Here is a 22,476-nt window from a genome sequence, read left to right as displayed (position 1 = left end):
GCCTACTACTCCTTTACCCAAGCTTTTATTAAATCTGCTGCTAAATCTGGATGCTCCTTGGCGTAATTTTGTGCCTTCGCCTTATTATTATCAGTTTTAACTTCAATATTTAAATCTTCTTCAACAGCTACTTCTGGTGTGACAAGATCTATTGCTAACTCACCTTGCGCTTTATCATCTTGAGTTTTTTTCTTACCTAGTAGTATTCTAACGAGTGCTACTAGTATTACTATAACTAAAATAAGTAATAAACCAAAAACCATATATTCACCATATTTATCTAATAGACTACGGTTTCGTTCTTCTTCCAATCTTATAGCATCTAGTTGTGCCTGTAGTTCTTCTTCATATGTCGTATCGAACACTACACCTTCTACACTAATAAGATCACCTCTATTAATATCATAACCTGTGGCAGTAGCTACTATATTTCGAATTGTGGCGGCATTTTCATCATTTATATTTCCATCATATACTACAGAAGTGGTTAATCTATTTACTTTTCCAGGAGCTTTTATTGTTGTTGTAGTTTCTGTAGTAAGCTCATTGTTTACAGTTCTATCAAAGGTAGATCCTCCACCATTGTTATTATCTATTACATTCCCCACATTATCGTCTATATTACCACCAGTGACTTGTTCTACATTAATATCTCCACCTGTTGCAGTTACTTGTTCACTTCTAATTACAGGATTTTCATAAGTTATGATAGTACTTTCCTCAGAATCAAAATCTAAATCAGCAAATACTGAAACTTTTATTTTATCTCTTCCATATGCAGTACCTAATAGTTCGTTTAGGTTCGATTCAATTTTACTTTCGAATTCATCTATAACCTTATTGTACTCGTTCATTACATCTGTGGCGCTAAACCCATCATTTTTCTGTAAATCACGACTTAACAGATTACCTTTTGAGTCAATTACTTGAATATTTTTTTCTGGCAAATTTTCAACTGCTCCCGACACTAACGCTGCTACTCCTCTAATCATGTCATCTGTTACTTTATTAGATGGTTTTATATCTAGAACAACAGAAGCAGATGCTTGTTTTTGCTCTGTTTCAAAAATACTTTTTTCTGACATTACTAAATGTACTTTAGCTGAATTTATTGCGTCTAAAGACATAATAGACCTTTGTAATTCACCTGTTAAAGCTCTTTGATACATTATTTTCCGATCATCATCTGTAACCATTAAACCCATATCATCAAATATCTCAAAACCTAACGAGTTTTGAGGCATCATTCCACCCATGGCTAGTTCCAGTCTATATTTATCTATAAGTGCTTCATCAATTAGAATAGCTCTACCGTCATTTTCCAATTTATACGAAATCTTTTTTGCTTCTAAATCACTTACAATATTACCTGCGTCTTCAGGCTCTAAATTATTAAACAATGTAACATAATTTTTATTTTGAGTAGAATATGTAAAAATAGATACAAATAATAGGATACTACAAATTAACACTATCATAGTAATCCTTTTTTTCTTATCCATTTTATTCCATCCGTTCTTTACTCCATCTATTATGACAGTAACTCTATCCATGATTTGGGGTAGCTCCTTTATCAATCTTACTATATTTGCATACTGTTAATTTCTTTGTAGGCTTCAATACATTTATTGCGGACTTGAACAGCTAGTTCTAAGGATATCCTAGCTTCTTCAGTAGCAATTAAAACAGTATGCAGATCTTCAACTTCCCCACTAATAAAACCTTGGGTTAAGTTATCTGCTTTAACTTGTTGGTTATTTAATTTTTCTATTTCACTACTTATAAGATCTTTAAAAGCGCCTTCTTCTATTTCAGATGATGCACCGTTATATCGATTTGTTTCATTGGGAGAGTATAAGCTGGACAAGTTTTCATTAGTGATCTTATTAGAGTTGGTAAAAATACTATTGTAAAGAGCAGTAATATTCATTTGGTTACCCTCATTTCAATTTTTATGTTAAATATTAGTCGATTGATATCAGCGATTAGTTTAACCTTTGGATATCTCAAGGGCTTTTTTTAAAATACTCTTACTTGTATTGAGTGCAGTCACATTGGCCTCGTATGTTCTTTGGGTATTAATGAGAGCAATCATTTCATCAACCATATTAACATTAGGCATTAATACATATCCCTCTTCATCAGCATCTGGATGAGTAGGATCATAGACATTTTTAAAATTTTCGGCGTCTTCAACAATATTAGTAACTCTAACGCCTGCACTTGTCTTTTCATTTTTTCCTGTAAGTCTATTTCTCTCATTTGTGAAAGTTTCTTGAAAAACAACTTCTTTTCGCCTATAAGGTCCTCCCTCTTCTGTTCTTGAGGTATTAACATTGGCGATATTAGTTGAAATAGTATCCATTTTTAATCTTTCAAGTGTAAGTCCACTAGCATTTATCTGCATAGAATTAAATATTGACACAGTACACCCCCGATATTTTTTCATAAATATAGTATAATTATAAGTTTTATGTTTTTATAAACTAAATATTTGACAGAATCGTATGCACCTTATATATTAACACTTATAATGAGTTATCCACATTTTTAATTTACCTATTTTATTGAATAATACCTTGATATCATGTATATTTATGTATTATTAAATTACTTGAAATAATTTTATGTACATATTTTTATTCTAATAGTTTGCTTATCATTATTAGCACTTCGCTTAGCCAACTATTTATTTGTTAATAACATAAGATAAATTTCCAAGCCTCGCATTCAGTTGTTGTACTAAAGTGCTATAGTATATTTCGTTTGCAGCTAATTCAGTCATTTCTAAGTCAATATCTACGTTATTACCGTTGTCGTTTACATATGTTGTCTTTCTTTTTTCTACAATAGGTTCAATATCTTCAATTCTTTCTACTCCATAATGCATGTCATTAGTTTTTTTCATAGTGACTTTTCCATTTCCAACTGCATCAGCTAGAATCTTTTCAAATTCTACTTTATTCACCTTATAATTAGGAGTATTGATATTTGCTATATTGCTAGATATAGATTTTTGTCTAATAGAAGCTACGTCAAGTCCTTTTTTAATTAAATCATAACTAACATTGCTCATAAGTAATCTCCTCTTTTGTAGATTCATTATTTTTTTATTGCATTTTGAGAGTGACTAGATGAAATTTAACGTTATAATACATTACAATTGTAACCCGAAGAATTAATTGACACAATTCTCCTTTAATAAATATCATATTAGCATATATTTCTACAATATACAACATAAAGCAAGCTTCAAATTGTACCATATATTTCCATAATTATTTTTTGTATTAAAAAACTCTCCTTTCGGTAACTGGCTGCCATCCTCATCGGTAAGGCCCTATAGTTTTGCGTCCTTATCTTTCGATAAGTTTGCCGTTTCGCTTGAAAGCTATTAATTTATTAGTTTAAATCTGTTTTCGTATTGCAAATATATTATATCTTCCATTTTATATTATCACATGTTTCTACAATAAACAACAAATTAAAAAACTCCCCTTTCGGTAACTGGCTGCCATCCTCTTGGTAAGGCCCTATAGTTTTGCGTCCTTATCTTTCAATAAGTTTGCCGTTTCGCTGAAAAGCACATATAAAACATAGATTATCTACAATCTATATAAATCTAAATAAATATTAACACATTTTTCCACAATTTACAACAAAAAAAATAATAATTATACATTTTTCTACATATCTAATTCGACCTTACTATATATTTCTTAAATACATTGATCTTTGCACTTTATCCCGCTTTAACAGTCACTAAGGCCCTACTGAATAAAATGTCACTTTATCATATTAAAACATAATAAAATGGCTTTAGCTATAACCTAAAACCATTTTTTATATCACTATTTTTTCTATTTGAAGTCTTTGTCTACAAAGACTGATTCTCTATTAGTTGTAATATAATTATTAACTACTTCATTCTTTTTGTTTAACTGTCTTATATTACTTAGTATTATATTTTGTTCAGTTTTCATAGAGACTGTAAATTGTTTTTGCTCTGATATAATCAACTCTAATTGTTTCACATATGATACATCGTCATTATTTTTATCTGAGAAGCTTTGAATTGTATTATTTATTTTTTCTATTCTTTCTATTTCCAGTTGATTTTGTTCAATAATGCTTACGCCCGATTCAGGAGTTCCATCCCAAGCTCTGATATTATGTAAAATATTATTTAAGACTCCCGTCCTAGACTTTAATAGTTCTTGTAATTCTAAAGTTGCGCCCATGTATCCCTCAACTCTTCCATGAATTTTTTAACTTCTACAACAGCGTCAATGTCCTTATCTATATTGGCACGTATTAATTTAACATACATATAGTCGTAAAGTTGATGCAAATTTTTTGCTATATCTCCGCCTACTTCGAAATTTAGGGTACTCATTAACTCTGCGATAATATCTTGTGCTTTTGTTAAATTAGTATTGACCTTCTCAATTTCTTTGTTTGTTATGGATAACTCAGCTTGCTTTAAATTTTTAATAGCTCCATCATACAACATAAGCAAAAGTTTTTTCTTAGGAGCAGTCATTACTTGATTATTCTTATATACATTATTTGCATACGTATGATTCATTATTTAATCTCCTTTACATGTAATCCGCCAATACATTTCCTTTTAAGTAATATATTACTGTTTTCTAACTATTGTTAAGTTTTATTTAAAGGCTCATTAGAAACACCTATTTAGCTTTTGTATTCATTGCATTAATTTGACCCGCTAACCAGTCCATCTGACTTTCAGCTTTCATCATTGCAACATCTAACGCCGAAAACATTTTTATATAATAAGCTTCTTTTTTTACCATGCGAGCATTAAAAGTTTCAATTTGTTTTGCCAAATCTTTTAGCGTTCTATCTAGTCCTTCGGTTTTAATTTTTATAATACCATTGCTATTAGAAACAAATGAGTCAACATAACTATTTAATCTAGATGCAAAGCCTATGTCTTTTCCATCGACGTTATTACTTGTAAAAAAGTCCATTACATTTTGCGGATCTTTTGATAAAGCTTCGGTTAGTTTTGTAGCATCAAATTCCAATTTACCATATCTATCTACTGTACTTACACCTATTTGAGATATATCACTAATACTGCTATTTTCATTATTGAGAGTTGAAGTAACCAAACTTCTCAGAGATGAATGCAATCTCATTAAACTACTATCTCCTGATAAGGCACCAGCACTTCCTGGTACTTCCGGATCTCCAGCTGCTAATTTCCCCTCAATAAAAGTCATAGTAGAATTATATTGGTCCACAAATTCTTGTACTGCCTTAGTCAATTTTTCAGTATCTAATTCAACATTCACTGTTTCATACTGCCCCGCTGAATGTACATTGCTTAAATTTATAGTAACATGTTCTATAGCATCATCAACAGTATTTGTGTTTCTCTCTACTTCTACACCATTTACAGTAAAAAGTGCATTAGTACCTTCTTTTACACTAGCTGTATCACTTAAACCAAGTTGAGCTAATGTACCATTGCCACCAACACCATCAGTTAAAGTTATATCCCTTTTTCCAGTTGTGCTATCAGTAAGTACTAGCCTACTATTAATTATAGTTGCACTTATTCCCGTGTCATTTGAAGCGTCATTCACCTTAGCTGCAATGGTTTTTAGAGTGTCTCCCTCTTCAATTGCAATATCAAAACTTATTCCATCTGCATTTCCAATAGTAAAAGCACCTTCAATACCTAATTCTTTATTTATATTGCCTTCAGCCAAAGAAATCTCTCCAGAAATGACACTTGCACTACTGGCTAGTTGTTCTACATGTATATTATAAATACCTGGCACTGCATCTTTTGAAGTAGTCATAGAAACAATATTTTCATTACTTGACGTCGCTTTCTTTGCAGTAAAAGTATCGCTATTTTGTAAAACCTTTAACTTTTCAAAAAGGGTGTTTAACCTAGTATTGATATCCTTCCATGCGTTCTGTTTTGCAGTGATACCAGTTTTTTTATTTGTTAAATTTACTAAAGGCATTCGTTCTGCTTCCATAAGTTTATCAATAGTACCTTTATCTATTCCAGAATACGAACCTATAAAACTTATACCTGCCATCTACTCATCCCCTTTCATCTACTAATATCCCCACTAAGTCCCATATACTCGCAACTAAGTCTAGTATCTTTTCTGGAGGTATTTCTTTTATTACTTCTTTTGTATCTCTATTAATTAATTTAACCATCATTCGTCCAGTTCTCTCATGAACTTTAAATTCGAAGTGTTCATTTTCATCACTAAACAATACCCTGTTAGTATCCTTTACAGCTCTTTCCAAATTCTCACGTTCGAATTCCTGTGTATCTCTATGTGGCTTTGAATATTCTGTAATCTGTTGAGTAGGTCTTCTATCCTTTAAGTTATTATCTAAGGATTTTTCTGCTGTCCGTGGTACTGTTTTGTGGGTTTCTGCTGCCGGTCTAGTAATATAAATCATAAACATCACCCTATCAAATATTAGTAAAAAAGCCGACCGATAAATCAGTCGGCTTTAATGTATTTAAGTAATTATTGTAATAATTGTAATACTGATTGAGGCATTTGATTAGCTTGAGCTAACATGCTTGTAGCAGCTTGACTTAAGATATTATTTTTAGTGAACTCCATCATTTCTTGAGCCATATCTACGTCCCTAATTCTAGATTCAGCAGCAGTTAAGTTTTCAGCTGTAACAGTTAAGTTGTTGATAGTGTGCTCAAGTCTGTTTTGAGTAGCACCAAAAGATGATCTTTGTTCAGATACTGTTTCAATGGCAGCATCTATTAATGCAAGAGTACCAGATGCTTCTACAGCAGTGCCACTAGGAATTGCTAGACCAGTAGTAGCATCCATATCACTAGTAGTGACAGATAATGTTTCACCAGTATTAGCACCAACTTGTAAAGTAACCGAACCAGATGCTAATACGGAAATTCCATTAAATTTAGTGTTAGCTGCAATATCATCAATAGCATTTACTAATTCATCAAATTCAGCTTGTATTTTTTTAATATCATCAACAGAGTTTGTTCCATTGCTAGCTTGAATATTAAGTTCTCTCATTCTATTTAGCATAGAGTGAGTTTCAGTTAAAGCACCTTCAGCTGTTTGTACTAGAGATATACCATCTTGTGCATTTCTAATAGCTTGATTTAATCCACCGATTTGACCTCTCATTTTTTCTGATATTGCTAAACCTGCTGCATCATCTCCTGCTCTATTTATTCTAAGTCCAGAAGATAATTTTTCTAGTGATTTTGATTTTGCACCATTTGCACTGTTTAATTTTGAATAAGTGTTCATTGCTGAAATATTACTGTTAATTCTCATTGATAATTCCTCCTTGAATTTGTTTTTGGCTTCCTTGCCATTTTCTAAGAAACATGCGATATTTGCTTCTTGGTATATTTATCGGATAAGAACATATTTAATTAATACTAATTATACTTTTTTTTAATATATTTTTATTTTTACATGAGTGTGTAGTTTCAGACTATGTTATCATAATAAAAGAATCATAATTTACTATAAAGGTGGCACAATTATGAAAAGTATAATGAAAATATTACATATTGCAAGTTTTAGTGGCAACATTGGTGATGAAGCAAATCATCTGGGTTTTAGAAAAAAATTTAAAGAAAATATTTGTGATGATGTTGAGTTTCATGAAATAGAAATCAGACATTTTTATCAATCTTGGGGACTAGAACATTTTGATGATAATTTTGCTATAGAAGCGAATAAATATGATCTTATCATTTTTGGAGGAGGTAATTTTTTCGAAATTTGTTGGGATTATTCTTCAAATGCCACAACTATTGATATTACAACTAAAATATTGGAGAAAATTCATGTTCCTATTCTGTTTAACGCTTTAGGTTTTGATGATGGAAAAGGGGTTTGTGAGGATAATGTTACTAAATTTGGAGATTTTCTCAATTATTTATTAGAACATCCATCCAAATATTTACTTTCCGTGAGAAATGACGGATCAAAAAAGTTACTTACAAAGTATTATGAGAGTAAAATAGTTACACAAATACATAAAGTACCTGATGGAGGATTCTTCTTTAAACCAGATTCAAATTTTCATCCTATACCTAATACAAAAAATAATGTTGGCATTTGCTTAGCATGTGATATGGATTCAATTAGGTTCGGGAACGGTTATGATAGGTTTTTACAACAGATGTCTGAATTTATAAACGGTATAATCAAACATGATGATAAAAGTGTTGTGTTTTATCCTCATATTTATTCTGACATAAAAATTATCTCAGATGTACTTGCTTTAATAAAAGATATCCATCGTAGAAATAACGTAGTAGTAGCTCCTCTTCTTAATACAAAGAATTTTGGAGCTCATTATCTCTTCGAGTCATATAAAAAATGCGAACTCATAATAGGCATGCGATTTCATTCAAATGTTTGTGCTATTGGTAACACTATACCTACTATTGGACTTACTAGTTATCACAAGCACGGGATGCTGTATGAAGAACTAGGGATGATTGAAAGAACTGTTCAATCAATAGATGCAAATCTATTAGATAAAATTAATGTGCTTTATAAAAACACTGTGGATAATTCTTTGGATATAAGAAAACAGTATGAGGATATCCTAGTTAATTTGAATAATGAAATAGATTCTTTCCATAATAGAATAAAATCATGGCTGTAGAAAAAATCACAACAAAAATAAAATGAAACCCTCCATAGGATTTCATTTTATTTTCTATTGATGCTTAATAATTAGTTCTGCTAATTCTCTTAGTGCTCCATTACCACCTTTTTTCTTAGTTACGTATTTAGAGACTTGTTTGATTTCATCCATTCCATCTTGGACACAACAACCAAACCCAACTATATTGATACACTCTAAATCATTTATATCATCGCCTAAATATGCGATTTCATTTAATGAGATATTACTGGTTTTTTTTAATTCTTTTAATACTGAAATTTTATCTTTAATGCCTATATACACATAATCTAATTTTAACTTTTCTGCTCTTCTTTCCACTAAGCTAGAATTTTCACCAGTGATCATAGCAGTCTTAATACCTTTTCTTCTTAAAAGTTCAAAACCCATTCCATCCTTTGTGTTAAATTTCTTTAATTCATCACCTGTCTCTGAATAATACATGCCGCCATCTGTAAGAACTCCATCATTATCTGTAACTACCATTTTTATATTTTTTAAAATATTAGAATAATTAGAGTCCCGTTGTTTTAACAGCCCTTCCATGATAATCCAATCACTAGGCTCATCTAGTTCAAAATATGTATCTTCTTGCATTTCATACAATCCTATATTTCCAGAAATACGACATTTTGAGTCCATTAACATATCTCGCTTCGTAATATAGAATGCTCCATTTTCAACGAGATAGCCTTTAAAATTCTGTCTCATTGGTCTATTTTCAGGATTATAATTTATAGGATAAGGAACATTCTCTTTATTTTCCCATATAAATCTTTTCTGCCTCACAACTGATAATACACTATCATATGAATTTTTACTAAAACAATTAAATCCTTTTATAATATCTTGAACATCTAAAAGAGGGGAAGTTGCTTGAATGAGAATAATGTTCTTAAATAAATAATGATTTGCAAACTCCAACATGGCTGATTCAGTAGAAGAACTGTCCTCTGCTGTTTCATTAGACCTATCAACTACTATGATTTTTTCAGATCCATATTCATTGACACAGTTCTTAATTAAATCCGAATCCGTTGATACAAAAATTTTATCAATATATGTACATTGATTTGCAGCATCTAAGACCCAATAAACAAGAGGTCTGCCATTTATTTTTTTTATATTCTTAAGTGGAATTGATTTACTTCCACCTCTTAAAGGTATAAATGCTACGTTTTCATACACAATGGTCACCCCTTATACTTTAATTTATCTCTTTGTACTTGTTCAATTTCTAAAATTTGTGTTTCTTTATATGACAACACATCATACGTTGAGTCAAGATCTCTTTTTAACCTTCTTATTCCATCTGGTTCCAATGATGCAGCATGATCTGTACCTTTCCAAGTCCTATTTAATGTAAAATGTCTTTCTATATGAGTGGCGCCTAGTGTATAGGCTGCAATATCAACTGCAATACCATTGTGATGTCCAGAAAATCCAATAGTTTTTACTCTAGTATTATATTTTTCACGTAACTTTACTATTTCTAATAAGCATACATCTTTAAAGGGAACTGGATATCCCGAGGTACAACTGTATATAATTAAATCATTATTTCTTTTTTTGTGTTCAAATAGTTGAACAATCTCTTCTATTTCATCAGATCTTGTCATTCCGGTAGACACATGGATTTCACCATTATAATTTTCAGCAAGCCAAGCTAACATTTTATAGTTGTTATTACATGCAGATGGAATCTTTATTAGATCAGGTTCTAATTCTGCAATTTCTTTAGCAGATGTTAAATCCCATACTGAAGTTGAATATATTAAGCCCAATTCCTCACAAGTTTTTTTTAGTTCTTTATGTTGATTCACATTGAACTCTAAAGCTTCCCTATGCTGTCCATAGGTATGACCATAGGAATGGTGAGGATTTATATGAGGAGCATTATATTGTTGGTCTGTTAAATATTCTTTATTATTTCTTTTTTGAAACTTAACAACATCTACTTTACAGAAAATTGAAGCAATCTTTATATACTCTTTTGCAATTTCCATATCTCCCATATGATTACAACCGACTTCTGCTATAACTAAAGGTTTTATATATTTCATAATTTCATCTCCTGTTTTGTGAATTATTTGTATGCTACGGCAATAATAGTATCACTTTTTAATTCTTTTACTAATTCATTTTTATAGTACTCGTCAATCCATGAGAACGCGTCAGCAGTATTATACGATGTACTATATATTTGAGGTTTCTTGTTAAGTGACCAATGAAACATATTTTCTATACTATAACGTTGAACACCGAATATATGGATGTCTTTAAAACCAGATCTTGTTAATACTTGATTTAACATTTCAGGCGAAAAATAAGATATATGAGCTTCTTGCCAGAAAAATTCTTTGTACTCCTCTGAAATACTTAGCATATGATCTTTTAAGTTTGGAACTTCAATAATGATTTTACCTTGAGTTTGCAATAGTTCTCTTGCATTGCATAAAAACAATTCAATATCTGTGATATGCTCTAACATTTGAAACATTGTTATTACCTCATATTTCAGCAACTCAGCGACTGGTACATCCTCCAACAAATTATAGGAATATATAGGTTTGTTACACATTCTCTCTGCAATTTTTCTTCTTTCATTGCCTATTTCTAAACCCTCTATGTCATAACCATATCGTTTCATAATATTTACAAAAAAACCATATCCTGTACCAACATCTAAGACTCTTGACTCTTTAGATGTTATGTATTTTTTCGTCAATTCTACTCTTCTTTCCGTATCAGTTATTGACTTCACTCTAATTGCATCTACGTCAATTACTTCATATATGGATTTTACTTGTTTATCATTGTCATATATTTCATTTATTTTGTGGCTTTCGGGTACTGGAAATAACTGATGATGCGAGCAGTAGTTGCACTTAACTACATTTATTAGTGGATTATCCCTCACACCTTTTTTAACTAATTTATAATCTTTTCCACCACATATTATACATTTCAATTATATACTCCTTTCTCTTTTAATAATTTAAAAATAGAAATTAGTCTTTTATTATCATTTCGATTTTTATGGAACTGAGTAAAAAATTCTTGCATTAGTTCTTCTGAATTTTTTAATTCATCATTACATACTTTAATAAAGTTAGTGATTATGTTAACAGTTCTTTTAATTTTATTGTTTTTGTTCTTTTCTAGTTTAATAAGTGATATTTCATCAAGTAATAATTCATAAATAATTCTATTCATAGGTATGATAACTGCTTTTGCAAAGGAATTGTCGAAAAATTTATCTAATAATTTATCGAATACGCTATACATCTTATCTGATTGATAGTAGTTATTGTTACTTCTCAAGTTATTCATTGTTTTAATAGCATTTATCAAATCAGTCATAATTTGACCTATATTTAAGTAATCTATCTGTAATTGCTCTAACTTAATTGCTAAGTATTCCATATTGTAGCTATCCGACTTTAGTTCTATAAATTCTTTCCCTAATACTATCTTTTTTTTCAAATTTTCTTTTATAATATTTTCTAATGGTATAAAACTTGTTCCTTTTATATAAGCTCCACCTTTAGTCCCATTGATAATTTTCATATCGCTATACAATCCAATATATGTTTCTAATTGGTGCCTCATTTTATTATACATATCGTTAGTGTAGACCTCTCCTCCATATACGTCTTTCACTTTGATATATTTACTATAGTCCTCATTGCTTTTTTTAACATTTTTATTATCATGATAATGTATTCCATTTGCATACTCTTTGTCTTCTCTTAAAGCCAAGTTTTGTCCTACTAATATGACGTCTGAGAATCCCAGCTTATACAACATTTCTAAGGTTATTACAGCAATTGAAGGAGCATCATTAACAAATCTTAAATTACTATTACTATTTAAAAGAAGTCTTGACAATGTATCCTGGCTAGTAATCATACTATATTTAGGTCCTTTATAATCTTGAAGTACTTCATATCCAATACTACTTCCAAAAATCATAGGAATATCAGTTATTCCACTCTCGTGAAGTTTATAAAATACTCTCCTGTTTTTTTCTTTAGGATCATAAGTACAAATTGCATCTGGTATAATATTATAATCCAATAATGTGTTTATAGAAGAACCAACACTAAAGATATATGCTAAACCATTTTTCTTAATTAACTTCAAATTATCTATTTCTTCATCTAAAGAAGGTCCTGCCGATACTAAAACTGCAGTTTTCCCTTCAAATGGGTTTTCAGTAAGCATTAATAAATTTGGACTATCTAATACTTCACTAAAATTTAAAATGCTATTTAATATCCATCTTTTCTGTAATGCATAATTTGTATGTATAGTACCTTTTTTCCTATTTATTTCTTTTTTAAACTTATCAAAAAAATTATTATATTGATCTTTAAATTCATTTTTATAAATTGGTAAATCCATTATAACGATTTTTCTATCAGATTTTCTTAATAATTCAGTAAAGAACTCATCCTTAACTTCTTGTTTATATTCACATTTTAATATTTCCAAGTTTTTTAATGGATAATCTCTAATATTTTTATGATCTAAAAAGCTCTTGAATATTTCAATAGAAGGCTCATATAGTGAAAATGTGGTTTTTGGAAATTTCTTAGTAAAGATATCGATATGATATCCTAAACCTATTCCATAAAAGATGACATGAGTATTGTCATCGATATTTTCTCTTTCACAAAATTTATTTATAATTGTTTCCGCTTCTCTTACAGGATCGTACTTGCTATGTAAGTAAAATATATGACCTTCTTTTAAAATTTTTAACGTCTTAAAATCCTTCTTAGTATCTTCTAAATTGATGTTATTTTTATCACATCCTTCAATTTTTTTAATCTCTTCATATAATTCAGGATATTTATTTTTAAAAAATACAATATTGTCAGTTAACACCTTTTTCCACCACCCTAGGTACGAGGAATTTTAATTTTGCATGCATATTTTCAAACACAGCAATCATTTCATATAAAAGTATATCTGCTATTAAGATAATGTCTTTCCCAATCATAGCTGTTTCGAGTTCTGGTACTATATTCGTTAAATTGGACACTGCTTGTACATATTCATTCCAAATACTATAATCATTTACAATAGTTTTCAAATCTTTTATTTCGTCAATATTTGTAAGAGTTTCTATAATCCATTGTAAGCCCTCTAACATATCACTTAATTGTGACCATGTATCTTCATTTGTTTTTTGATAAAACTCTTCTGCTAATTCACTTATTAATGGCATAGCATTTTCTATATACTTAAAAGTAGACAATAATGTATCATTCACCAAGTCAGTAATTGTTTTAATAGCAACCTCAACTTTTTGAATATTGTCAATGTTTTGAACAAAATTATCATAAAAATTATCATAAATTGAATTATTATCAATTATTAAATGTGAAAATTCAAGCGATTCTTTTTCTAAGCAATTATTTATAGTACTGAATATTTCTTCGATTAATTGTATATCATTTTTAAATTCTATAACTTCATTCTGGATATGAATATACATGTCATACCCTCCTTTTCAAATTTAACTTTATATATGTTCATTATATCAAAATTAAACAAAATGTCGATATTTGCTACTCTTATAATATCGACTAAAGTAAATAATAGTTTAGATATTTTATATATATTAATTTTGCAAAACAATGAGCCAATCGAAAATATGTTTTCGCTAGTACCTAAATGACTGAGGAGTTAAAGTACATAAATGAAAGCTTGTTTTCATTTGGCGAATTTTTCGGCTTTTCCAAGGATATTAAAAAAAGGAGCGCACAAAGTGCGCCCCTACCGGTACTTTATTCTTTTTTTATGTAAACTTTAAGTGTTCACGATGTTACAAACATATTGTACATAGGAATGTGATTAAAGACTAACCGCTGAATCGGTTAGTCTAATTAGTATTCATTTTTATTTAGTGGGATATTTCTTTATTTAGTTGATCAATTGCTTCTAAATGTAGCCCTGTAATTTTGGCGACTAACTCTATTGCCATTCCTTCTTTTAATGCTGCTTTTGCGGTTTCCATATTACCTTTTTCCATACCTTTTTCCATACCTTTTTCTATGCCTTTTTCTATACCTTCATTTATTAACTTTTCAGCAATTGTCATGATTTTTTCACTCCTTTCTTGAGATACTCTTTGTGATATTTTATATAATTCTTCTATTTTTATATCTTTTCTCGCATTCATTATATAGCGTATGAATGTTTCAAAGTATTCTATTCCTTTACTTTGTCTCTCTAATGTTTCAAATGCTTCTAGTATTTTTTCAATTTCTCTCATAAATGTTTGGTTATCTGCAAATATTATCTTAAAGGCTTCTAAGGAGATTCTCAGAATGACTTCGCCTTTAATATCTTCTTCTTTATAACGATATAAATCATATAGTATGTATTCAAAGTTAGGTATATATTTTTTATTATACCACAATCTTTATAATTGTTACTTTGTCAAAATAGAATATTAGAGATATTTTTAGTAATAACTGTAAAAATTATTAATCTATATACTCCATTAATATATCAAATATTGTTGCTCGTCACTACTATTGGCTAATGTTAATATATGTTTAGAAGATTTCATCTTGAAATCTTGAAGTGGGACCAATACCGAATTTATCTAACCTGAAAGGTAAGAAAAATTGAATAGTATTGCCCTGTCAGGGTTGGCGTGGTAGTAGCAACTGAAAGTAGCTACGCCGCAATACAGGAGTCCGAGTACCTGTTAATGCGAAATTAATATATTTACAATGATTAATGAAATGATATACATTCCCAATGATATTAGAAATGGCGCACAAAGTGCGCCCCTACAGGTACTTATTCTTATTTTTATATAAACTTTTAGTGTTCATAGTGAATTTTTATTGAATATACCTACACTGTATTACTCTCAGCAAGCAGGATCTATTTGTATAATAATTATTTTCACATTACTTTTTCTGCTAATTTTAATGTCGTTTCTGTAACTTTCATATCTACCTTATATTGTTCTTTTAAATCGTAGGCATGGTAATAGCCTTTTTTTATCATATAATCTGAGATTACTTCATGAGTTGCTATTACATCTTTTAACTGGTTTTTTAAAACTAATCGTACTTCTGGATTATATGCTTCAGTTATTGCTATAGAATAGTTTATAACTACACTTTTAGCAGCTATTAAAAAATCAGTGGCAATGACTTGATCATTTAATTTTTTTAGACCAGTAATATTTTCAATTAATGTATTCAAATTATCACTTCCTTCATTTATAATTTAAACCTGATTTTTTTATAAGTTCTTTTAAGTCTACTAGATGTTGCAGAGAAACATCAGTATCGTGTTGAAGTATTGTTTTAAGTTCCAAATCAGAAACTAGCGGAGACATTGCAATCATTTTTGTGATTGCTATATTTTTAATAGTTAATATTTCCCTCAGTTGCATACTTTCATTAGGCGCATATTCTTGATATTTCATCATTTGCAACTCCTTTGTATTATACATTTCTATGGTTTTAAAACTACTTTAATACATCCATCAGTTTTTGTATCAAAAACCTCGTATCCATATGATGCTTCAGCAAGTGGCAACCTATGAGTAATTATATCACTAGGATCAACTTTTTCTTTTGATAGTAAATCATATAGAATTGGCATATATGGTATTACAGGTGCCTGACCTGTTCTTATATTAATATTGCGATTTATTATATCTCCAAAAGGGAATGCATTGTATCTACCTCCGTAAACACCTGTTACTTGTATCATGCCTCCTTTTCTAACTGCTTGTGTGGCTATTACAAAAGGTCCTAAAGCTCCACTTTGGAGTTTCAAACCCGAGCCTACAAACTCCATGGGGGTCATTTTTCCATCCATGCCCACACAATCTATAACAACATCTGCACCACCGTGAGTAATCTCTCTTAGATACTCACCAGTATTTTGGTGTTGTTCGACATTTACTATTTCAACATTGTTATTTATTTTTGCATGCTCTAATCTATAATCTATATAGTCTACAGCGATTACTCTTTGAGCTCCACTTAACCAACAAAACTTTTGAACTAGTAAACCAATTGGTCCACAACCAAGTACTATAACAGTGTTTCCCTTTGTAACACCTGCATTTTCTACGCTCCAGTATGCTGTAGCCATAGCATCTGACATTAATAATAGTTTTTCATCTTCAACCTCACAATTCTCAGGGATTAAGAAAGGTGTAAAGTTTGCATATGGTACTCTCATATATTCAGCTTGGCCTCCTGGATAACCACCAAATGTTTCTGAATATCCAAAAAAACCACCATTTTCACCATTAGGATTTGAATTATCACACATACAAGTTAATTCGTTTTGACAGTAATAACACTCTCCACAACTAACATTAAAAGGTATAATAACTCGATCTCCTTTTTTAAGCTTCTTTACTTCTGATCCTACTTCTTCTACTATACCCATAGGCTCATGTCCAATAATATAATCTTGTTCAAGATTAGGTACCATATCGTGAATTAAATGCAGGTCAGAACCACAAATTGCTGTACTTGTTAACTTTACAATAATGTCGTCATTCTTTTGAATTTTAGGTTCTGATACATCTTTAACTTCCACTCTTTTTATCCCTTGAAATGTTACAGCTTTCATTATATTTTCCTCCTATTGCTTAATTATAGCTACACTCTGTTATTTCTCTGGTGTAGCGAATGTTCCAATCCTACTTGTATCTCCTGGAAATAAATCCATACTAGCGATTTGAACTGCTGTTTTAGATGCCTCCATATCAATCTGAAATTGTTTATCTAAGTCGATAGGGTGAAACCACCTTTTTCTTACCATTAGTTTATATATTTCTTCATGTATATAAAATGCATCATATAATTCTTTTTGTAAAACTTTTCTAACTTCAGGTGTAGTGGCTTCTGTTAATGCAATAGCACAATTTCTTACTCCACTTTTAGCATTGAGAAGAAAACCTAATGACATAGTTCCATCTACTAGCTTAGGCATTCCTTCTGCATTTCTTATTTCTAGGTAGTCATTAATCATTTATCTATCTCCTCATTCTTAATCTAGGCTTATTACCTTAATTTTGGCGCTTTGTTTAGTAATCTTTGCAGATTTTCAATTGATTTGATTGACTGCTGCACATCTTTTTCAAGTAAAGCTTTTAAATCCTGATCAAATACCACACCTTCCATCATTTTAGATGTAGTCATACATATAGTCTTTAAATTAAGCAATTCATGGATTTGCATAGTTTCATTCGGTGCTAAATATTGTTCTCTCAAAATCTCACCTTCTCAATTTTTTATGTATTATTCCACTACATGTTTAACTTATTCAAGCTAAAACTGTTTCTGGATACTAAAAAAGATATTAAGACAAGAATATTTGAAATATATTCTTATCTTAATATCTCTTAAATCCTAGAATAATGGTATCACTAAGAAAGGGCGCACAAAGTGCGCCCCTACGGGTGCGTTTTTTTTATGTGGGATCTTGGATATTTGAAAGGACACATAAAGTGCGCCTCTACGGGTGCGTTTTTTTTATGTGGGATCTTGGATATTTGAAAGGACACATAAAGTGCGCCTCTACGGGTACGTTTTTTTTGTGTGGGATCTTGGATATTAGACAGGGCGCACAAAGTGCGCCCCTACGGTGTAATTAGTACTCTACACTATCTTTATATTTTCCCTCTAATCATATCCAAAACATTTTCAATAGACTGAATAGAAGCTTCATTTTCTGCCTTTACTTCATCATACACTTCTTTTCTTAATATCCGGATATCTTTTGGTGCTTCTATACCTAATTTAATTTTTCCATCTACTATATCTAATATTTTAATTTCAATATTGTCTTCAATGATAATGCTCTCATTTATTTTTCTATTTAGTATAAGCATATCATTCACCTAACTCTTCTACTATTAGCTTATGCTTTGTAGTATATTGTGTATTGTTTAAGATAAATTGTCTACCTTTTTTATTGGCATTATTTATTATTATAGGTGCTAGTAAATTACAAGTACTATCTTTAAGAGTTTCTCCTAGTGTCACCACATTATATATATTAATGCTATCATCGTAACACTCAATATCTATGCTTTTTAGTTCATTATCAGGAATCTCTATATCGTAATTCTTATAAAATACCCCTGGGCAGATTAATAAGAATGAGACATAACTACTCTTGATATCTTGAAGAAATTTAAAATTATAATTTTCAGGGACATCTATCAACACAAATTCCTTGTGCTCCTCGAAACCTAATAAACCATAAGGAAAAGTATGAACCTGATCTTGATTTATTTCTATTTCGCCTAAGTATTTTGTTTTTATAATCATAATCGATCACTCCGTCTAATATAGGATGCTTATTTAAAGAAAATTCTAGGTCATGGCCTAGAATTCAATTTGCTTTTATTAATAATTATATCTTTTTATATATTACACTATCGAAGATAGTCTAGTAAGCTTGGTTGTAATATCATTGCACCAGCTGACAAAGATGCCTGATATACAGTTTTCATTACACTGTATTCCATATATTTTTCCGCTATATCGATATGTGCTCTTTCTGAGAATAGTGTTTCTAAGTTTAGGTTTTCCGATACATTCCTACTCTCAGCGGCTTCTAGTCTATTTGTTGTAGCTCCTACTTTAGAACGTACTCCAATCACATTTTCTAAATGCTTGTCCATATCTTTTAAAATATCTCCTGAAAGAGCATTTGTATCTCCATTTTCTAGTGCTAGGATAATATTATTCATCAATTCTCCTAAATCTTCTGTAGTGGCAGTATCAGTACTCGTTATTGAGCTACCCACTGTATCTATCTCGATAATTACGCCTTTAGAAATTTCTCTAAATATATTTTTATCTGCTCCTTGATTAGCCGCTTCGTTATACGTCAGTGTATTTCCAACGATACTATAAGGTTTGGTAGTAGTTGTTTGCCCTGCAAAGATGTATCTACCATCAAAATTGGTGTTTAGAACATCTGCAATTCCTTCAACTTCCATGGCTACTTCAGCTTTAATAGCTTCTCTATCAATAGTATCTAGTGTCTCATTTGCACCATAGATAATTAAATCCCTAATACGTTGTAGACCTGCTGTTACCCCTGCAAGTGCAGAGTCTTGAGTTTGTACCCATCCTATACTGTCTTTAATATTAGTATTGTATTGTTCATTTTGCATTATATTATTTTCTAATGACATAATTTTTGACACTAGCATAGGGTTATCCGATGATTTTGATACTTCTTTTCCTGAGGATAACTGATTTTGATATTTTTGCATTTGATTGAGATTTCTATTTAAATTTCTCAAGAAACTGTTCGATAATGTTGCATCTGTAATACGCATAATCTTATACCCCCGTTCTATTAATTAAAGTGTCTAACATATCCGCTAATACCGAAATCACCTTGGCATTTGCATCGTATGACTTTTGAAACTTAATTAAATTAGATACTTCTTCACTTATTGAAACTCCCGAGATAGACTCTCTTCGAAATTCTAGTTGGTCTAACAACACCGCTTGATTTGCTACCATATTATCTGCATGTTGTTTTGATATACCAACCTTTGTAACTATGTCACTGTATGCACCCTCTATAGTATTACCACCACTCTGATTACTTATTGTCATAGTTAGCGAGTCGTAAATAAGCGAGGATGAATCAGAGATCTTTATATTTCTAAGTCCTGCTATGGCTAATGCTCTAGATCCATCTCCTTCAGCAGAGTGATCATCGTAACCTACATTTACCTTGTTATTATCATCACGTATTTCTTGATTTACTTGTATTCTTTTAGCGTAGTTAGTATCACCCACATCTGCAGCTTTAAAAGTAAAAAAATCAATTCCGGTTTCGTCTTCTCCTATATGTCTATGTATTGTATTAATTGCATCCACCATAGTTTTAGCTAAACTATTTAGATTTTCTCTTCTATCGTCTATTTCCTTCAGTGCTTCTGTATTCCCAGCAATTTGTCCTGAGGTAATAGTAGGATTGAATACAGTATCAGCAGGAAATACCGCGTCTTTTGTATTTAATACTATCTGACCTATAGACAAGTCGCTTATATCACTTGTTACGTATGTTATTGGTGGTGCTAGACTATCTCCACCTTGTGAAATGCTAATTGTATATGTATCATCAGGATTTTTTTCAATATTACTTATCATGCTCATTTGCAACTGATTGTCTACTCCAAGTACTTCCTCTGCCCCTATAGCAATACTTGCTCTACCGTATTTATCATATGAAATATCAACATTTGTTATAGCTGATAAATTTTTAAGCATTAAGTCTCTTTGATCTAATAAATCATTTGGCACTTGACCTTTTACAGAAATATTAAATATTTGTTTATTTAATACGTCAATTTGACTAATTATAGAATTAAAATCGTATGCATTTTTCTCTAATTGACCAACTGTTTCATCTTCAAGGTTATTAACCTGATCACTCATATGATTTAAAGTTTCTGCTAATGTCTTTGATTTTTCAACTATAATTGACTTCGATGTTAGACTTTCTGGATTTTTACTCAACTCTTGCCATGCGTCAAACATTTCTCCAAGATTAAAATTCAAACCTGTATCCGATGGCTCGTTAAATATAATTTCTATTTGACCCAACACCTGAGATTTTGTTTGAAATTTCGCCAATGTCCCGCTTTCTTGTCTAATTTGCTTATTAGCATAATCGTCTACGATCCTTACTATAGCTTCCATCTTTACTCCTGTACCTAACTGACCTATTCCAGCAAAGTTAAATGCAAGGTCAGCTTTTAAATCAACCCTTTGCCTTGAATAGCCTTCAGTATTAGCATTAGATATATTATGACTAGTAGTATGTAAAGCTGTTTGTTGAGCCATAAGTCCTTTTGTAGCTGTATTCATTGTACTAAATATTCCTGCCATCCTTCACCACTATCCCTTTCTATACTGATTGATCTAGTAAATTTATATTATTCTCTGAATTATATTTTCCATTTTGAGAATATGTATTTGACATATTTTGAAGATTTTGTGCTATACTCTCTAGCAAAAGACTTTGAAAACTCATAGCTTGTTCTGTTAGAAGCAGATTTGTTTCTTGTACTGCGTTAATATCCTCTATCAGAGCCATTGCTTTCTTATTACTTTCAATTCCGATGCCTTTGTATTTTGCTAATTTTTCAATATAGTCCTTTTTTTCTTCTACTAATTTGGCAACCTTCTCACCGTGATTATGAAGTAAGGCTTGTTTTTCTTCTTGAAGTAATTTTCGTAATGAAATTAATAGACTTACTATCTCATGACTATAAATCACTATTTCCACTACCTTTCTGAGACTCTATTGTTTTTAATATTTTGTCTGCAATATCTTCATTAGATACTTTATACGTACCTTGTTGAATAGAAAGTCTAATCTTTTCAACCTTTTCACTGTATTTTTTATCGTCTATTTGATTTATTTTATTCACTAGTTCCTTAGCTGAGCTGGAGATTTCAATATTTACAGCTTTCTCCTTTGTTATGTTAATATTCTTTTGTTTATCTTCTTTTGCCTTATATCCATTTGTATCTAAATATTGATTTTGAATCTTGTTGATTTTCATAATAACATCCCCTTTGTAACCTTTGTTTATATATCGGAAAGTTTACAGTTTTATTTAATAGTAAAAACAATAAAATTATAAGTAAGCCTAAAGTTAGTTTTTCAGTATCACATATACAAAAGGTTTTAGGCTATGCCTAAAACCTTTTGTACGTATACATTAAT

At 30.5% G+C, this 22,476-nt stretch carries 27 protein-coding genes and 2 riboswitches; of the genes, 1 reads left to right on the top strand and 26 read right to left on the bottom strand.

Translation table 11 applies throughout. From position 1 onward, the window contains the following. Positions 1 to 5: 5 nt before the first annotated feature. The 9 genes from fliF to GC105_RS03130 form a co-directional block, all read right to left on the bottom strand. Positions 6 to 1,553 (bottom strand): flagellar basal-body MS-ring/collar protein FliF, encoded by a 1,548-nt coding sequence (gene fliF / locus GC105_RS03170; RefSeq protein ID WP_152801616.1) that lies wholly within the window; start codon positions 1,551 to 1,553, stop codon positions 6 to 8. A 29-nt stretch (positions 1,554 to 1,582) separates the two neighbouring features. Further along, positions 1,583 to 1,930 carry a flagellar hook-basal body complex protein FliE gene (gene fliE / locus GC105_RS03165; protein ID WP_152801614.1) on the bottom strand — a complete coding sequence of 116 codons (348 nt, stop codon included), beginning with the start codon at positions 1,928 to 1,930 and terminating at the stop codon, positions 1,583 to 1,585. A 60-nt stretch (positions 1,931 to 1,990) separates the two neighbouring features. Continuing rightward, positions 1,991 to 2,425 (bottom strand): flagellar basal body rod protein FlgC, encoded by a 435-nt coding sequence (flgC, locus tag GC105_RS03160; RefSeq protein ID WP_343029938.1) that lies wholly within the window; start codon positions 2,423 to 2,425, stop codon positions 1,991 to 1,993. Positions 2,426 to 2,689: 264 nt separating this feature from the next. Beyond that, positions 2,690 to 3,076, bottom strand: coding sequence for a flagellar basal body rod protein FlgB (flgB, locus tag GC105_RS03155; RefSeq protein ID WP_207706930.1), 387 nt, complete (start codon positions 3,074 to 3,076; stop codon positions 2,690 to 2,692). 229 nt (positions 3,077 to 3,305) lie between these two features. Then, positions 3,306 to 3,387: riboswitch (cyclic di-GMP riboswitch) on the bottom strand. A 112-nt stretch (positions 3,388 to 3,499) separates the two neighbouring features. Continuing rightward, a riboswitch (cyclic di-GMP riboswitch) is annotated at positions 3,500 to 3,580 on the bottom strand. A 280-nt stretch (positions 3,581 to 3,860) separates the two neighbouring features. After that, positions 3,861 to 4,241 (bottom strand): hypothetical protein, encoded by a 381-nt coding sequence (locus GC105_RS03150; protein WP_152801608.1) that lies wholly within the window; start codon positions 4,239 to 4,241, stop codon positions 3,861 to 3,863. Beyond that, positions 4,226 to 4,588, bottom strand: a complete 363-nt coding sequence (gene fliS / locus GC105_RS03145; RefSeq protein ID WP_152801606.1) for a flagellar export chaperone FliS — start codon at positions 4,586 to 4,588, stop codon at positions 4,226 to 4,228. The genes GC105_RS03150 and fliS overlap by 16 nt, the downstream gene beginning before the upstream one ends. Before the next feature lie 106 nt (positions 4,589 to 4,694). Next, positions 4,695 to 6,086 (bottom strand): flagellar filament capping protein FliD, encoded by a 1,392-nt coding sequence (fliD, locus tag GC105_RS03140; protein ID WP_152801604.1) that lies wholly within the window; start codon positions 6,084 to 6,086, stop codon positions 4,695 to 4,697. A gap of 4 nt (positions 6,087 to 6,090) precedes the next feature. Next, entirely contained in the window at positions 6,091 to 6,465 is a 375-nt protein-coding gene (locus tag GC105_RS03135) for a flagellar protein FlaG (protein ID WP_193708266.1), read from the bottom strand. Positions 6,466 to 6,536: 71 nt separating this feature from the next. Beyond that, entirely contained in the window at positions 6,537 to 7,337 is an 801-nt protein-coding gene (locus tag GC105_RS03130) for a flagellin N-terminal helical domain-containing protein (protein WP_152801600.1), read from the bottom strand. A gap of 214 nt (positions 7,338 to 7,551) precedes the next feature. On the opposite strand from GC105_RS03130, the gene GC105_RS03125 reads away from it, so the two are divergent. Continuing rightward, positions 7,552 to 8,688, top strand: coding sequence for a polysaccharide pyruvyl transferase family protein (locus GC105_RS03125; RefSeq protein WP_152801598.1), 1,137 nt, complete (start codon positions 7,552 to 7,554; stop codon positions 8,686 to 8,688). A gap of 54 nt (positions 8,689 to 8,742) precedes the next feature. Here GC105_RS03125 and GC105_RS03120 read toward each other — a convergent pair whose 3' ends face one another. The 17 genes from GC105_RS03120 to GC105_RS03040 form a co-directional block, all read right to left on the bottom strand. Next, a complete protein-coding gene (locus tag GC105_RS03120) occupies positions 8,743 to 9,897 on the bottom strand; it encodes a cytidylyltransferase domain-containing protein (RefSeq protein ID WP_343029937.1) in 1,155 nt (384 codons plus the stop codon). A 5-nt stretch (positions 9,898 to 9,902) separates the two neighbouring features. After that, positions 9,903 to 10,772, bottom strand: a complete 870-nt coding sequence (locus tag GC105_RS03115; RefSeq protein WP_152801596.1) for an N-acetylneuraminate synthase family protein — start codon at positions 10,770 to 10,772, stop codon at positions 9,903 to 9,905. Between the two features lie 23 nt (positions 10,773 to 10,795). After that, entirely contained in the window at positions 10,796 to 11,680 is an 885-nt protein-coding gene (locus tag GC105_RS03110) for a class I SAM-dependent methyltransferase (protein WP_152801594.1), read from the bottom strand. After that, positions 11,677 to 13,602 carry a 6-hydroxymethylpterin diphosphokinase MptE-like protein gene (locus GC105_RS03105; RefSeq protein ID WP_152801592.1) on the bottom strand — a complete coding sequence of 642 codons (1,926 nt, stop codon included), beginning with the start codon at positions 13,600 to 13,602 and terminating at the stop codon, positions 11,677 to 11,679. The genes GC105_RS03110 and GC105_RS03105 overlap by 4 nt, the downstream gene beginning before the upstream one ends. Beyond that, on the bottom strand, positions 13,592 to 14,215 hold the full coding sequence (locus GC105_RS03100) for a hypothetical protein (protein WP_152801590.1): 624 nt from the start codon (positions 14,213 to 14,215) through the stop codon (positions 13,592 to 13,594). The genes GC105_RS03105 and GC105_RS03100 overlap by 11 nt, the downstream gene beginning before the upstream one ends. A 408-nt stretch (positions 14,216 to 14,623) precedes the next feature. Continuing rightward, positions 14,624 to 15,142 carry an Rpn family recombination-promoting nuclease/putative transposase gene (locus tag GC105_RS03095; RefSeq protein ID WP_152801587.1) on the bottom strand — a complete coding sequence of 173 codons (519 nt, stop codon included), beginning with the start codon at positions 15,140 to 15,142 and terminating at the stop codon, positions 14,624 to 14,626. Positions 15,143 to 15,639: 497 nt separating this feature from the next. Further along, positions 15,640 to 15,945, bottom strand: coding sequence for a spore coat protein (locus GC105_RS03090; RefSeq protein WP_152801586.1), 306 nt, complete (start codon positions 15,943 to 15,945; stop codon positions 15,640 to 15,642). A gap of 13 nt (positions 15,946 to 15,958) precedes the next feature. Further along, on the bottom strand, positions 15,959 to 16,174 hold the full coding sequence (locus GC105_RS03085) for a spore coat protein (RefSeq protein WP_246169693.1): 216 nt from the start codon (positions 16,172 to 16,174) through the stop codon (positions 15,959 to 15,961). Positions 16,175 to 16,200: 26 nt separating this feature from the next. Next, positions 16,201 to 17,337 (bottom strand): zinc-dependent alcohol dehydrogenase, encoded by a 1,137-nt coding sequence (locus GC105_RS03080; protein WP_152801584.1) that lies wholly within the window; start codon positions 17,335 to 17,337, stop codon positions 16,201 to 16,203. A gap of 39 nt (positions 17,338 to 17,376) precedes the next feature. Beyond that, entirely contained in the window at positions 17,377 to 17,739 is a 363-nt protein-coding gene (locus tag GC105_RS03075) for a spore coat protein (protein ID WP_152801582.1), read from the bottom strand. Between the two features lie 32 nt (positions 17,740 to 17,771). Beyond that, positions 17,772 to 17,981: a spore coat protein gene (locus GC105_RS03070; protein WP_152801580.1), complete on the bottom strand. Its 210-nt coding sequence runs from the start codon at positions 17,979 to 17,981 to the stop codon at positions 17,772 to 17,774. A gap of 398 nt (positions 17,982 to 18,379) precedes the next feature. Continuing rightward, complete coding sequence (csrA, locus tag GC105_RS03065; RefSeq protein ID WP_152801578.1) at positions 18,380 to 18,601, bottom strand: carbon storage regulator CsrA; 222 nt, start codon at positions 18,599 to 18,601, stop codon at positions 18,380 to 18,382. Between the two features lies 1 nt (position 18,602). Further along, positions 18,603 to 19,043: a flagellar assembly protein FliW gene (fliW, locus tag GC105_RS03060; RefSeq protein ID WP_152801576.1), complete on the bottom strand. Its 441-nt coding sequence runs from the start codon at positions 19,041 to 19,043 to the stop codon at positions 18,603 to 18,605. A gap of 107 nt (positions 19,044 to 19,150) precedes the next feature. Next, a complete protein-coding gene (gene flgL, locus GC105_RS03055; protein ID WP_152801574.1) occupies positions 19,151 to 20,065 on the bottom strand; it encodes a flagellar hook-associated protein FlgL in 915 nt (304 codons plus the stop codon). A 4-nt stretch (positions 20,066 to 20,069) separates the two neighbouring features. Beyond that, positions 20,070 to 21,611 carry a flagellar hook-associated protein FlgK gene (flgK, locus tag GC105_RS03050; protein ID WP_193708265.1) on the bottom strand — a complete coding sequence of 514 codons (1,542 nt, stop codon included), beginning with the start codon at positions 21,609 to 21,611 and terminating at the stop codon, positions 20,070 to 20,072. 40 nt (positions 21,612 to 21,651) lie between these two features. Further along, positions 21,652 to 22,032 carry a hypothetical protein gene (locus tag GC105_RS03045; protein WP_193708264.1) on the bottom strand — a complete coding sequence of 127 codons (381 nt, stop codon included), beginning with the start codon at positions 22,030 to 22,032 and terminating at the stop codon, positions 21,652 to 21,654. Further along, on the bottom strand, positions 22,013 to 22,312 hold the full coding sequence (locus tag GC105_RS03040; protein WP_152801568.1) for a flagellar biosynthesis anti-sigma factor FlgM: 300 nt from the start codon (positions 22,310 to 22,312) through the stop codon (positions 22,013 to 22,015). Before GC105_RS03040 ends, GC105_RS03045 begins: the two co-directional genes overlap by 20 nt. Positions 22,313 to 22,476: the final 164 nt, after the last annotated feature.

Source organism: Alkalibaculum sporogenes, from assembly GCF_009362815.1.
Taxonomy (GTDB): Bacteria; Bacillota; Clostridia; order Eubacteriales; family Alkalibacteraceae; genus Alkalibaculum_A; species Alkalibaculum_A sporogenes.
Note: the sequence above shows the minus strand (reverse complement) of the source record. Positions and strands in the feature narration are given on the sequence as shown.